Source organism: Acinetobacter sp. AHP123 (assembly GCF_023757925.1).
In the GTDB taxonomy this organism is placed as follows: domain Bacteria; phylum Pseudomonadota; class Gammaproteobacteria; order Pseudomonadales; family Moraxellaceae; genus Acinetobacter; species Acinetobacter oleivorans.
In genome coordinates, this window is record NZ_CP092454.1 from 79,673 (window position 1) to 93,782 (window position 14,110).

At 37.2% G+C, this 14,110-nt stretch carries 14 protein-coding genes and 1 pseudogene; 6 read left to right on the top strand and 9 right to left on the bottom strand.

The features are described 5' to 3' along the window. Positions 1-32: 32 nt before the first annotated feature. The 3 genes from MJX77_RS00385 to MJX77_RS00395 all read right to left on the bottom strand — a co-directional run bounded on the left by MJX77_RS00385 (position 33) and on the right by MJX77_RS00395 (position 1,631). A complete protein-coding gene (locus tag MJX77_RS00385) occupies positions 33-341 on the bottom strand; it encodes an urease subunit beta (protein ID WP_013198608.1) in 309 nt (102 codons plus the stop codon). A gap of 11 nt (positions 342-352) precedes the next feature. Next, positions 353-655, bottom strand: a complete 303-nt coding sequence (gene ureA, locus MJX77_RS00390) for an urease subunit gamma (protein ID WP_002117495.1) — start codon at positions 653-655, stop codon at positions 353-355. A 100-nt stretch (positions 656-755) separates the two neighbouring features. Continuing rightward, positions 756-1,631 (bottom strand): urease accessory protein UreD, encoded by an 876-nt coding sequence (locus MJX77_RS00395; RefSeq protein WP_252060283.1) that lies wholly within the window; start codon positions 1,629-1,631, stop codon positions 756-758. A 201-nt stretch (positions 1,632-1,832) separates the two neighbouring features. Here MJX77_RS00395 and MJX77_RS00400 point away from each other — a divergent pair, with 201 nt between their 5' ends. Together MJX77_RS00400 and MJX77_RS00405 are read left to right on the top strand one after the other, a co-directional pair. Then, positions 1,833-2,156 (top strand): hypothetical protein, encoded by a 324-nt coding sequence (locus tag MJX77_RS00400; RefSeq protein WP_005042208.1) that lies wholly within the window; start codon positions 1,833-1,835, stop codon positions 2,154-2,156. Between the two features lie 187 nt (positions 2,157-2,343). Next, complete coding sequence (locus tag MJX77_RS00405; protein WP_005303368.1) at positions 2,344-2,814, top strand: copper resistance protein NlpE; 471 nt, start codon at positions 2,344-2,346, stop codon at positions 2,812-2,814. A gap of 58 nt (positions 2,815-2,872) precedes the next feature. On the opposite strand, the gene MJX77_RS00410 is transcribed toward MJX77_RS00405, so the two are convergent. Next, positions 2,873-4,477 (bottom strand): isocitrate lyase, encoded by a 1,605-nt coding sequence (locus MJX77_RS00410; RefSeq protein WP_005303365.1) that lies wholly within the window; start codon positions 4,475-4,477, stop codon positions 2,873-2,875. Positions 4,478-5,064: 587 nt separating this feature from the next. On the opposite strand from MJX77_RS00410, the gene MJX77_RS00415 reads away from it, so the two are divergent. The 3 genes from MJX77_RS00415 (at position 5,065) to MJX77_RS00425 (ending at position 9,399) form a co-directional block, all read left to right on the top strand. Further along, a complete protein-coding gene (locus MJX77_RS00415) occupies positions 5,065-6,054 on the top strand; it encodes a LysR family transcriptional regulator (protein WP_004703082.1) in 990 nt (329 codons plus the stop codon). 112 nt (positions 6,055-6,166) lie between these two features. Next, a complete protein-coding gene (gene paeA, locus MJX77_RS00420; RefSeq protein ID WP_004793961.1) occupies positions 6,167-7,492 on the top strand; it encodes a polyamine export protein PaeA in 1,326 nt (441 codons plus the stop codon). Between the two features lie 569 nt (positions 7,493-8,061). Then, a complete protein-coding gene (locus MJX77_RS00425; protein WP_107881123.1) occupies positions 8,062-9,399 on the top strand; it encodes a CitMHS family transporter in 1,338 nt (445 codons plus the stop codon). Between the two features lie 41 nt (positions 9,400-9,440). Here MJX77_RS00425 and MJX77_RS00430 read toward each other — a convergent pair whose 3' ends face one another. Beyond that, positions 9,441-9,953: a hypothetical protein gene (locus MJX77_RS00430; RefSeq protein ID WP_004793963.1), complete on the bottom strand. Its 513-nt coding sequence runs from the start codon at positions 9,951-9,953 to the stop codon at positions 9,441-9,443. A gap of 223 nt (positions 9,954-10,176) precedes the next feature. Between MJX77_RS00430 and MJX77_RS00435 the strand changes: the two genes are divergently transcribed. Further along, a complete protein-coding gene (locus MJX77_RS00435) occupies positions 10,177-10,725 on the top strand; it encodes a DUF2239 family protein (RefSeq protein WP_252060285.1) in 549 nt (182 codons plus the stop codon). 48 nt (positions 10,726-10,773) lie between these two features. Here the strand turns inward: MJX77_RS00435 and MJX77_RS00440 are convergent. The 4 genes and pseudogenes from MJX77_RS00440 to MJX77_RS00455 all read right to left on the bottom strand — a co-directional run bounded on the left by MJX77_RS00440 (position 10,774) and on the right by MJX77_RS00455 (position 13,895). Beyond that, a pseudogene (locus MJX77_RS00440) lies at positions 10,774-11,129 on the bottom strand (hypothetical protein). A gap of 89 nt (positions 11,130-11,218) precedes the next feature. Next, positions 11,219-12,832 carry a sulfate adenylyltransferase subunit CysN gene (gene cysN / locus MJX77_RS00445; RefSeq protein WP_252060288.1) on the bottom strand — a complete coding sequence of 538 codons (1,614 nt, stop codon included), beginning with the start codon at positions 12,830-12,832 and terminating at the stop codon, positions 11,219-11,221. A 30-nt stretch (positions 12,833-12,862) separates the two neighbouring features. Further along, the gene (cysD, locus tag MJX77_RS00450; protein ID WP_000140408.1) at positions 12,863-13,771 is read right to left on the bottom strand and encodes a sulfate adenylyltransferase subunit CysD; all 909 of its coding nucleotides are present in this window, start codon (positions 13,769-13,771) and stop codon (positions 12,863-12,865) included. Beyond that, positions 13,764-13,895: a hypothetical protein gene (locus tag MJX77_RS00455; protein WP_002117520.1), complete on the bottom strand. Its 132-nt coding sequence runs from the start codon at positions 13,893-13,895 to the stop codon at positions 13,764-13,766. Before MJX77_RS00455 ends, cysD begins: the two co-directional genes overlap by 8 nt. Positions 13,896-14,110 lie beyond the last annotated feature (215 nt).

Sequence of the window (14,110 nt, forward strand, 5' to 3'; positions counted from 1 at the left end):
ATTACTCATCTCTTTCATTATCGTTGTTATGTTTAATCCAACTTGCCCATGACGCGGCCTGCGAAACCATAAACCTCTCGTTTACCAACCAAAGCAACAAGCTCCACTTCTCGAGTTTGTCCCGGTTCAAAACGAATTGCTGTTCCAGCTGCAATATTCAGTCGAAAACCCTTCGCCATTTCGCGATCAAACTGTAATGCATCATTTGCTTCATAAAAATGAAAATGAGAACCCACCTGAATAGGCCGATCACCAATGTTGGCAACTACAACTTTTAAAGTTTGCCGTCCAACGTTCAGTTCAATATCAGCATCTGGAGTAATGATTTCACCGGGGATCATAAGCGTTCCTTTTATACGATTGGCTGATGGACTGTGACTAATTTCGAGCCATCTGGAAAAGTTGCCTCGACCTGAACCTCAGCAATCATTTCTGGCACACCATCCATCACATCTTCGCGCTTTAATAAGGTAGTGCCGTAATGCATCAAGTCACTGACCGTCATACCGTCTCGTGCACCTTCAAGTAAAGCTGCTGAAATAAAAGCAATAGCTTCTGGATAATTCAGTTTCAATCCACGCGCTTTACGACGCTCAGCCACTAAACCTGCAGTAAAAATGAGTAACTTATCTTTTTCTGTTGGATTGAGTTCCATTTCTCTTTCCTAAATTGCATTTATATTGTTTAAGCAAAATACGTGCTCAAAAGTAGCATACTTGTTTTGACTGTTTTTTAAATACGCAATTTAACGTAACTTAAGTTTTCCAAATTCTTGGAAATTCTTCATCTAAATCAAACCAATAACGTCTTAATCTTGCTCGTATAGCCGCAAAAGCATCATGACAATGTCGAACATCATTTCCCAGAAAACGAGCCGAAACTACATCATCCAATAATGTTAATGTGACAGGTGCTTGCATACGCATCATCAATTCACGAATGAGTTCTAACTGCTGTTCTAAATAAAAAGCTGAACGATACTTTTCGGGAGCGACTGCCCAAAAGCTTCCCATTACGGCTTGATTATTCATCCCCAAACATGAACTCAGCCAACGATCTTCTCCTTCAAAATACAATGTATCTGCAACCAATAACTTATGTTCTCGCCACAATTTAAATTGGTTGTGATAACTCCCATGAACAAAGCGCTCTGCACGTGCCTGCCGCCCAAGTACCAACATATCCCAGCCAATAAAACTCGCAGCATTATCAAGGTGAATATGAGTTTCTGAATGTGCTAAAGCTCCATCAAACAGCATCGTTTCTTGTGGAACCCACTCTAAAATGGACTGATCTTTGACGTGCAAATGAATATGCTGAAAAGCTTGCTTGCCATTGGTTTTGTACCATTTCCCAGCACCTGGAGTAGTTACTACCGCATGGGCCTGATCTTTGGTTTCAATTTCAAAAGTAAGATGATCTCCTCCTGCAATTCCTGCTGGAGGATGAACAATGATGGCATGACATACGCCCGTTCTTTCAGGCCAGAGCATTTTTTGCACCCTAACAGGGCCATGATGCTTTCTATGACTCATTATGGTGCGTGAATTTTCAAAACAAAATCCAAGTTCTAATTGTGCATACCAAAATGGTGCTAAAGAGTTTTTTGAAAACGTTTGTACCTGATTCATTCTGGTTCATATGTTCAAAATAAGTGCTTAAAGTTATAAGCAAAATACGCACCAAATATGAAAATAAGCCAACTGATAAAATTAGATACAATTTTTCGACTTTAATGAGTTAAAAAATCATCAATGTCTAACATAAAACCACAGTAACTTATGGAATTGTTTATACAATAGCGCCCACCGTTGCTTCCATACTTGCTCTCCATGAAACTTTTTTTCGTGTTAACCCCACTTGTCTTTTTAACTGGGTGTATTTTTGGCCAATCTAGTGAGGTCAAACGTGCAGAAAAGATCCTGCACAATTTCGAATGTAAAAATGTTGAGACAAGCCAGCTTGCAACAAGCTCAATTAATTCTTATTACCAGCAATCTTTAGCAGTAAGCAAAGAAAAAGCAACTTCATACGTAGAGAGCTACAAAAATGGTGAAGAATTATTCGACATGCCGCTAGATGAAGTTTTAAAGCAACAGTACCAACTCTATAAATCAGCATGTGACTCTCTAGGTGGAGTTTCAGCGCAACCGTAATTTATAAGGTATTCATTAAATCGTTTTAGTGGATACCTGCTTTTTATTTTTGTTTTAATAATTATTCCAAAATTTACTCACTTTACCTTTTGTTAAAATTAAATTACATACTTAAACTTTTATTAAGCTCTCATATTTCATAGCCTGTTATTTGCTTTTTTATTTATTTTCCGAGGTTTAGATCATCATGAAAAAAACATTATTATCAGTTGCACTTGTAAGTGCCCTTCTTGTTGCTTGTAGCAAAAACGAAAATAAAGCCGATACAACAACACAAGCTTCTGCTCCAGCTCAAACTACTGAAGCGAATAACAATGCAGTAGATACTGCTCATACGGCTGAAAACTCACTAGATTGGAATGGCACATATAAAGGCACTCTTCCATGTGCAGACTGTGAAGGCATCAAAACTGATTTAGAGCTAAAAGATGATAAAACTTATGAATTGACTGAAACTTATCTTGGTAAAGGTGATAAGAAACCGTTTGAAACCCATGGTACATTTACTTTTGATAAAGATAATACTTCAGTCATTACGTTAGATGATAAAGGGCAAAACCGTAAATTCTTTATTGGTGAAAATACGGCAACTGCTTTAGATATGGAAGGTAAGAAAATTGAAGGCTCTTTAGCTGAGCATTATGTTTTGAAAAAATAATTATTTTTAATATAAAAAAACCCGCTCATGTGAGCGGGTTTTCTTTTGAAATCAATTCTTAGTGAGCTGCGAATTGGTTCATTGTGTTTTTAGCATCATCATGTGCTTTAAGAGCGTTGTCACCAGAGAAGATTTCTTTGTGATCATCACCGATGTCAGAACCCGCCATTGCTTGGTGTTTAACACAAGCGATACCACCACGGATTTCTTTACGTTGTACGCCAGCAACATAAGCCAACATACCTTCAGAACCGAAGTAACCTTGTGCAAGCTCATGCGTAGAAAGAGCAGCAGTATGGTAAGTCGGAAGTGTGATCAAGTGATGGAACACACCCGCTTCACGAGAAGCATCTGCTTGGAATGTACGGATCTTAGCATCTGCATCAGCAGCTAATTCAGTATTATCATATTCAGCGCTCATTAATTTAGCGCGGTCATATGCAGAAACGTCTTTACCTTCAGCAACCCAACGGTCATAAGCCTGTTGACGGAAGTTTAAAGTCCAGTTGAATGATGGGCTGTTGTTATAAACAAGCTTAGCATTTGGAACAACTTCTTTAACACGGTTAACCATGTGTGCGATTTCTTCTACGTTTGGAGTCGCAGTTTCGATCCAAAGAAGGTCAGCACCGTTTTGAAGGCTAGATACACAGTCAAGTACAACACGGTCAATTTGCGTGTCAGCACGGAACTGATATAAACCAGAAGCTAAACGCTTAGGACGGTGTAATTTACCATTACGTTTGATCAAGATTTCATCTTCTTGAGCATCAGCAATGTCAATTTCAACGGTATCTAAGTAGCTGATGTATTGAGATGCGATATCACCTGGCTCTTTAACCACTGGGATTTTTTGAGTCAAGTCAGCGCCTTCAGAGTCAGTACGCGCAACGATAATACCGTCATCAAGACCCATTTCTAAGAATGCATAACGTAATGCATGGATTTTAGCGATGAAATCTTCGTGTGGAACAGTTACTTTACCAGCTTGGTGACCACATTGTTTAGCATCAGATACTTGGTTTTCGATTTGAAGCGCACAAGCACCAGCTTCGATCATTTTACGAGCAAGTAAGTAAGTCGCTTCTTCGTTACCGAAACCAGCATCGATGTCAGCAATAATTGGCACAATGTGAGTTTGGAAGCCGTCGATTTGAGCAGTGATTTCAGCAGCTTTAGCAGTATCACCAGCTTCGTTTGCTTTTTTAAGCGCACGGAATAAATCGTTTAATTCTTTTGCGTCAGCTTGACGTAAGAAAGTGTAGATTTCTTCGATTAATGCAGGTACCGAAGTTTTTTCGTGCATAGATTGGTCAGGAAGTGGACCAAATTCTGAACGAAGAGCAGCAACCATCCAACCAGAAAGGTAGATATAGCGACGTTCAGTAGTACCGAAGTATTTTTTGTTCGCAATCATTTTTTGTTGTGCGATAAAACCGTGCCAGCAACCTAATGATTGAGTATATTTGCTAGAGTCAGCATCATAAGCAGCCATATCACGACGCATAATCGCAGCTGTATATTTAGCAATATCTAAACCAGTTTTGAATTGGTTTTGCATTTGCATACGTGCAGCATCTTCTGGGCTAATATCGCGCCAAGTGCTACCGAATTTTGCTTTTAGTTCGCGGATTGCATCAATCGCTGTTTGATATGTAGTCATGATATTGTCCTGTATTCATTTTAGGATTTCATCGATTGAAGCCTAGAGTCATGTACTTAAATTTCTTATGACACCAGCTGCTTCGTCATGAACACAGCTTAGACTTAGCCAATCAATTAATCCAATATCCTTTATTAATCTTCAGTATTTATTTAAAAAATATACCGATAAATCGATATTATAGATAAAACTAAAAACATTAACACTTTGTTTATAAAAATAAAATTATTCTAAAGGAGTATAGAGTTTTATTCTAAAAACCTAGTAAGTCTTATTTTTATACAATTTTTGAAGTTTTTCCAGCCATTTTTAATTTAAAAAGTCAATTGTAAATTAGGCTATTTTTGCCAATGTAAAAAGTCAATTTACATGCTAGAAAGTAGTAAGTTATATATAAATATATTCTATTTATCTCCTTCATACTTAAAAACGTAGCAAAGACAATAAAATCGAGCCTTTGAAGTACCTCTCACCCCTACTTAATTCCTACAAAAAATGTCGTTTTTCTCATCATTTTTTCACACAATAGTTATTAGATATGGCATAATTTGAAACAATTTCAGGGTTTTATTTTCGGTATTTTTTTTATGAATCTGGAGCGAGTAGATCTTAATCTATTAATATATCTTGATGTACTTCTTCGTGAAAAAAATGTTACACGCGCAGCCGAACAGCTTGGGGTAACTCAGCCTGCAATGAGTAATATTTTACGTCGTTTGCGTAATTTATTTAATGACCCTCTTCTTATCCGCTCGTCCGAAGGCATGACTCCAACAGAACGTGCACTTGAATTACAGCCTCGTATTCGTGATGCCCTTTCTGATCTCTCCATGATTTTGGAACCCCGTACCGAATTCCGCCCTTATACAAGTAATCGCGTTTTCCGCATTATGACATCGGACTATGCTGAGGCAACTTTAGTTCCTCGTCTTGTCAAAGCGCTCCGCTCTGAAGCTCCAAACGTTGTCCTTGATTTTCTTACACCGAGTGACGTGTCTTATAGAGATATGGAGCAAGGTAAAGTTGATCTTGCAATTAATAGATTTAATGAAATACCGCAAAGTTTCCATCAGGTTTTAGTTTGGCGCGATAGTTTCAGTTGTATTCTGAACGACAAACACCCTGCGGTGACTCATTTAAATTTAAAAAGCTATTTAGATGCACAACATATCTGGGTTTCTAAAACAGGTATGGGTGTAGGTTTTGGTGTAAACCCCGACAAACAAGGTGGTTTAGGCTGGATTGATCAAGCATTAGAACGTATTGGTCAACGTCGTAAAATTTCTGTATTTACTCGCCACTACCAAATGCCTGCGTTACTTGCTCAAAATGTAGATCTTATTGCTACCTTACCAACACGCATGGCACGCCTACAAACACAGAACCCTAAACTGGTTATAAAGGATCCTCCTTTTTATATTCCAGAGTTCGAACTTAAAATGGCTTGGTGTCCGTTATTACATCATCACCCTGCTCATCGCTGGCTGCGCCAACTTATCTTATTTGTTGCTCGTCAAATGATTGAAGAAGAAAACCGTGAATTTCTAACCAATAATTCACAATTTTCTCACTATTAAATAAATTTTAATTTAATTGTCCTATCTTCAAGCGCTGAGCAATCAATCTGATTACCTCAGCGCTTTTTTATGTTAAAACTTAGTCATAATAATGATGAACCTCAGGTGATTTGTGAGTCTCTTTCAAAATATCATTATCATCGTACTGCTTATCATCGGAGCAGGCTTTTTATCTTTAACTGAAATTGCACTAGCGGGTGCCAGAAAAGTTAAGCTAAAAATTCTAGCCGAAGCGGGTGAAGAACGCGCCCAACAAGTACTAGATTTACAAGAACAATCTGCTGACTTTTTTGCAGCTTCTCAAATTGGCCTAAATGCAGTTGCGATTTTAGGCGGTATTTTGGGTGAAGCTGCTTTTCGTCCTTATTTCGTCACTTTAGTGGACCGCTTTTATACAGGCCCTTGGACACAAACGATCGGTTTTGCCCTTTCCTTTACCCTAGTGACCTCACTCTTTATTTTATTTGCCGATCTAATGCCAAAACGTTTGGCTATGATTGCACCTGAAAAAATTGCAATTAGTGTTATCAACCCAATTCAGGTTTTTATTAAAATTTGCAAACCTTTAGCTTGGGGAATTAATGCAATTGCCAACCTGCTATTCCGTTTGTTTAAAGTGAATACAACGCGAGAAGACAACATTACGTTTGATGATATCTCAGCAGTAATGGATGCAGGTGCTCAAGCAGGCGTACTTCAGAAACAAGAACATCACTTTATTGAGAATGTTTTTGAATTAGAAGAACGTAACGTACCTTCGAGCATGACTACACGTGAAAATGTTGTTTATTTCACTTTAAATGAACATGAAGATAGCATTCGCCAAAAATTAGCAGAGTATCCATATTCAAAATTTTTGGTATGTAATGAAAATATTGATCAAGTCATTGGTTACGTCGATGCCAAAGACTTTCTTGTTCGCATTTTAAACAACCAATCCCCAACTCAATTGAATGAATCAACTATTCGTACTGTCTTGATGATTCCTGACACCCTAACCCTCTCGGAATTGCTTGATCGTTTCCGTTCTACAAAAGAAAAATTTGCAGTTGTGATAAACGAATATGCGCTTGTCGTAGGTGTTATTACTTTAAGCGATATTATGATTACGGTTATGGGCGACTGGGTCACTCCAATTGATGAAGAGCAACAAATCATTAAACGAGATAATAACTCATGGTTAATTGATGGCAGCACACCAATTGATGACTTAAGACACGCGCTTGAAATTGATGAAATGCCTGATGAAGAAAATTATGAAACTTTAGCAGGCTTCATGATGTACCGCCTGCGCAAAATTCCACGTCCGGCAGATTTTGTAGAATTTGGTGGATACAAGTTTGAAGTAGTCGACGTCGATCATTTTAAAATTGACCAACTTCTTGTAACTCGAATTTTAGAACAAACTGAAGTACATTCATCAATTGATGACAACTGATTTATATTAATTTAAATACCTCACAATTTTATGTGGGGTATTTTTTTAATCTAAATAAATTTTTCAAATATGTGTAATAATTATTTTAGATTCATAAATTCAAGTTGCTCTTTTAATTTAAAAGCAATATTATTTAAATCATCATTTATATTAAATCTTAAATACTGAAAAATAATAGAATAATCCATATATATCAATTACCACTAAATAGTTAAGTCCCAATTTACATTGCCTCAGAACTTATGGAACTTAGCTCAAAGCAAGTTGTTAAATGGTTCTTCTTCTCATTTCCTCCATCAAACCATATATAATTTAAAAAAATATCATATAATTTTTATTTTTATAAAACCTTTATAATCTATTATAATGAATCACATTTATTATAAGCTTACTATAATCTTAATATATATGTTCAGTATTTCGCCTAAATATACCCCTCCAAATGAATATATATTAACCAAATAAACTAAATATATTATTTGTCTTTTTAATAAAAATTAATAAGAATAACCAAGGTCAGAGTTTTGAATAAACTTGTTCAGTAAAACTATAGGCAAAGGATTGATTGTATGCTGACATTACTTGGTGTTGGCATGATTTTGTGCTTCATGTACTTAATCATGTCCAAACGTTTAAGCCCTATTATTGCTTTAATTCTCATCCCATTTATTTTTTCTCTTGTTGCCTGGGGCCTAGGTCACTACTTTGAAAGTTTAAGTCACATTGAACTCAAAGGTCTCAGTGAGATGATGCTGGATGGCATCAAAAAATTAGCGCCAACTGGCGTAATGCTTTTATTCGCAATTTTATATTTTGCCTTAATGATCGATGCAGGTCTTTTCGATCCACCGGTTAAATGGATTTTGAAAAAGGTTAAAGGTGATCCTTTAAAAATCACAATGGGAACCGTGTTCTTAACCACAATGGTTTCTTTAGATGGTGATGGTTCAACAACCTATATGATTTGCGTAGCTGCAATGCTGCCACTTTATCAACGCTTAGGAATGAATACACTTATCATGACTGCACTTATGCTGTTATGTAGTGGTGTAATGAATCTAACACCATGGGGTGGCCCTACAGCTCGTGCTGCGAGCGCCCTGCAAATTGACCCAAGCCACATTTTCGTACCAATGATTATCCCTATGGTCATTAGTATTGGTTGGTTATTCTTCTTGGCATACTTATATGGTCGTTACGAGCAAAAACGTTTAGGCGTTATTGAACTTGAAACTCACCATGGTGACAATATTACCGTATCAAAAGATCCTGAAGCGACTCGCCCACATTTACGCAAAGTGAATATGGTGCTCACAATCCTTCTTATGATTGCTTTGATCAAAGGCATTCTGCCTATGTCTGTGTTGTTCATGATAGCGTTCTGTATTGCAATGCTCATTAACTACCCAGATGTTGATATGCAGAAAAAACGCATTGCAATGCATGCGGACAGTGTCTTAGCTGTTGTGGGCTTAATTTTCGCAGCGGGTATTTTTACAGGTATTTTATCTGGCACAGGTATGGTTGAGGCGATGTCTAAAGAATTCGTCGCAATGATTCCTCCTAGCATGGGTCCATACCTTGCACCGATCACAGCTTTAGTGAGTATGCCTTTGACATTCTTTATGTCAAATGATGCTTTCTTCTATGGCGTTTTACCTATTCTTGCTGAAGCAGCTTCACATTATGGTATTAGTGCAGAAGCGATTGCTCGTGCTTCGATCGTAGGTCAACCTGTACACTTGCTATCGCCTCTTGTCCCATCAACCTATTTGTTATGTGGTCTTGCTAAAGTCGATTTTGCCGACCATCAAAAGTTCACTTTAAAGTGGGCATTCATAACTTGCATGGTATTAATGGGTACTGCTTTAGTGATTGGTGTTTTCCCACTCTTTAGCACGCTTTAATTATTCATATGCAATAAAAAAGCCCCAATCGGGGCTTTTTTTTATTTCTGTACATATTCAATTAAGTGATCTAACACAATCTGAAAATGCAATGTAATGTCTTCTTCTAAAATTTTATAAGCATTATCAAACTGAACCATTGGCCAACCCTCTTTCCAAAATGGAAAAATATTGTGTAGACCTTCAGTCACGATCGCATCTTCACGACTAATCGCTTGAGCAACTTGAGCTAAAACCTGAGCGGTTTCTGCACCATCAATAGCTAAATAATCAATACCACGTGCTTTAAAAATACGGATACGGTCTTTTTTATAACGAATCTTTTTCGCCTGACCTGAATTCAAGCCTAATGCCAGCGTAGCAGCTTCTACAAACTTTTCTTCAAAGTTTGCATTCAACGCAACTAAAGCCTGTTTATGTGCTTCTTGACGCCCAGCTTTCCCCCCATTACGGATAATCTCATTTGCTTCCGTATCCAGCTTATCTTTTTTCATAGACTGTAAAATGTCTAAAATTTCGATATCGCTTAAAGATTCAGGAGATTGCTCAATCATGGGAGTCCTAATACACAAAAATAAAAAAAACATTGTCTCATAAAAGCACTACTAAAGCAGAGTAAAATTTTAAATAGCCTATTATCTTGACTATTTTTATAGTCCTAACTTCATAGACAACACTCATAAAATCAAATAATTCTTTGGTTATAAAATTAATTATTTGCCAAATTAATTTTACCCTGATAATATTATTTTACCCAGATAAAAATATACGGCTAAAATGAATACTAAAATCACCTATACTGCTTTCACTGGAAGCACGCTTATTGCGAGTGACTCCCTAATTGAACTTGCAAAAAAACTTAAAGGTCTTCCGAAAACAACGGAAAATATTCTGATTTTTAATGATCAAACAGGTCAACAAATTGATCTTGATCTTTCTGGTTCGGAACAAGAATTTCAACAACGTTATGCTGAACCAGAAGCAATTAAAAAAGTTGGACGACCTAAACTCGGAGTAATTTCGCGTGAAATCACTTTACAGAAAAAACATTGGGATTGGTTAGATCAACAAAGTGCGAGTGCATCAGCAATAATTCGTAAGTTAATTGATAAAGAGTTAAATAACCCAAATTCTGAAGGTAATATTATGCTCGCTAAACAAGCCATTGACCGTTTTATGTCTGCCATGTTGGGTAATATGCCAAATTACGAAGAAGCAACACGCGCTTTATATCAAGGCGATCGAGAAGTTTTTTTTAAGATAATTCAATATTATCCTAAAGATATAAAAGAGCATCTGATTCAAAAAACCCAAAATATTTTTTAATTTTTTGATTATTCCAGCTTCGCGATAAGCGGTACAATCAGAAGTAATCTATAAATCATCTTCATCATTTATTGAAGATGTCATTTGCATATCAAGATTTTTATAATCACCCCCCTGCAAACAACTTAGACATCTCTCTTTCAATTCATCAATCATTTGCTGTTGCTTTACCTCTCCACCATCAAAGCTAGATAAAGCATCAATCTCATCAAAACATGCGATTACATATTTTAGATCGTTAGAAATTATTGTAGATTTTAAGAGTTCATTAGAAAAGCTCGACCTTGCTAAAGACCATATTCCAGCTTCAGGAGAAAGAACTCCCTGTTTCATTCCCTCTAAAACTCCCAGAGCTAGTGAAGCGATATAGAATTCAGCATTTTTATTAAGGTTTCAAGTTTCATATATTAGAGATGTAGTTATATAAAAATATAGAGTATACACAATACAAAAAACCCGCTTACGCGGGTTTTTTCAAAATCAATTCAATCTATTAAAGACGGACTAATTCCACAACTTTTTCAGCTGCCTCTTCAAAGGTTTCAGCAGTAATTTCTGTATCTGTGCCGTCCACAGCCGTAGTGATAACCACAACACCTGTCTCACGCAATAAAGTAATTTGCTCAGCAGTTAAGTTGGCTTTTGCAATCGCAACTACACCTTGTTGGATCAATAAGCTTTCTAAAACTTGAGCTTTCTCGATTAACTGTGCAGAAATCCCAATCACCGCAGGTTTTTGACCTAAACGTGCAGCACGATCTTCAGCAGTAACAGGATTGCTATGGGCAGTCCACTCTACCGCAGACTCAACCATACCCGCACCAACCGTTACATTGCTTAAACGATCAATGAAAATAAATGAACCTGTGTATCGTGAATCTTGATATTGATCAAATACGACTGGTGCATCAAACTCAACAACAACGTCGGCAATTGCATTTAACTCAAGCTCTTCAACCTGAGTATGCTCAAGCGTATTCACATTCACACGATAGTGAATGTTAGTTACTTTAGCAGGAACAGTCTGTGTACCAATTTTAACGTTGTACAACTTGCCTTTCACCAGTGGATGTTCATTCATCCATACTACTGAAGCACGAACACTACGAGAAATTAATGGTTGTTCACCTGCACGTACTAATACGTTTCCACGGCTAATATCAATTTCATCATTCAACGTTAATGTAACAGCTTGACCTGCAACAGCTTGGTCCAGATTTCCATCGAATGTTACGATTTCTTTAACTGTTGAGCGCTTACCTGATGGTAATGCAACAATTTCATCACCAACATTGATTTCACCTAAAGCGACAGTACCAGCGAAACCACGGAAATCGAGGTTTGGACGGTTCACATATTGAACAGGCAAACGGAATTCGTGTTTGTTTGATTCACGACTAATTTCCACAGATTCAAGAATGCTCATCAAGGTTTGACCCTTGTACCAAGCTGTATGCTCAGAAACATTTACTACGTTATCGCCATTTAAAGCAGAAATCGGTACAAACTGAATATTGGCTGGACGACGGTCACCTAACTGACTTACGAAAGCATCATATTCAATCTGAATTTCAGTGAAGCGTTCAGGAGAGTACTCAACCAAGTCCATTTTATTGATAGCAACAACGATATTTTTAATACCAAGTAAACTAGCAATAAACGTATGGCGACGAGTTTGGGTTTGCACACCATAACGCGCATCAATCAAGATAATTGCAAGATCAGCAGTTGACGCACCAGTTGCCATGTTACGGGTGTATTGCTCATGTCCTGGAGTATCCGCAATAATAAACTTACGCTTTTCAGTTGAGAAATAGCGGTAAGCCACATCAATGGTAATACCTTGCTCACGCTCAGCTTGTAAACCATCTACAAGTAATGCCAGGTCTGGTGCATCACCTGTAGTTCCTACTTTTTTACTATCGCGCGTTACAGCTTGCAATTGATCTTCGTAAATCAATTTTGAATCGTAGAGTAGACGCCCAATAAGTGTACTTTTACCATCATCTACGTTACCGCAAGTCAAAAAACGCAGAAGGTCTTTTTGTTCATGTTGCTTTAAATAGGTCAAGATATCTTGACTGATTAATTCTGATTGATGAGACATTGCTCAAACTCCACAAATTTAGAAATTGTCTTAGAAATAGCCTTCTTGCTTTTTCTTTTCCATTGAGCCCGCTTCATCATGGTCAATCATACGACCTTGACGCTCAGAACTCGTGGCTAAAAGCATCTCTTGGATAATTTCAGGTAACGTATCTGCTTCAGACTCAACTGCACCAGTTAATGGATAACAGCCAAGCGTACGGAAACGTACAGACTTCATCTGTGGAACTTCACCTTCTTTTAAACGCATACGTTCATCATCAACCATGATTAATGTACCGCTACGCTCTACTACTGGGCGAACAGCAGAGAAATAAAGAGGAACGATTTGAATATTTTCTAAATAGATATATTGCCAGATATCTAACTCAGTCCAGTTAGATAAAGGGAATACACGAATACTTTCACCTTTGTTCACTTTACCATTGTAAAGATTCCAAAGTTCAGGACGCTGGTTTTTAGGATCCCAACGGTGCTTACTATCACGGAATGAATAAACACGTTCTTTCGCGCGTGATTTTTCTTCATCACGACGTGCACCACCAAAAGCAGCATCAAATTGATATTTATCCAAAGCCTGTTTTAAAGCTTGGGTTTTCATAATATCTGTATATTTTGAACTACCATGATCGAATGGATTAATTCCAGCTTCACGACCTTCTTTGTTCTGATGAACGATTAAATCAAAGCCATGCGTTTTTGCCATGTTATCGCGAAACGCGATCATGTCTTTAAACTTCCAACCTGTATCTACATGCAATAAAGGAAATGGAAGTTTCGCTGGATAAAATGCTTTTAATGCAAGGTGAAGCATTACCGCAGAGTCTTTACCAATTGAGTAAAGCATGACTGGATTTTCAAATTCAGCAGCAACTTCACGGATAATATGAATGCTTTCAGCTTCAAGTTGCTTGAGATGTGTGAGTCTTGATTCAGTCATGAACACGTCCTTCTCTATCCATTTTGCCCATAAAATCTAGAAGTAGTATTAAACCACCACCTAGAAGACCATGTGGAGGAACGAGTGCCATAACAACTCCAATTTTTCGTGATAGATAATCCAACCACAAGCCTTTATATGGCTTATAGCATTAGTTATGCATTATAGTGATTTAAAACCGATTCCTTTTGCTTGTTTTTTCATATTGATATTCGATTTCATCATATACATGTAATATGCTGATTCACTTGCGTAACTTTACAATCGTAGCTTGTGTAGCCAACTTAAGCAAATCATGTTCTAGTCTTTAGATTTCTCTAAAAACCATAAAAAAAGAGA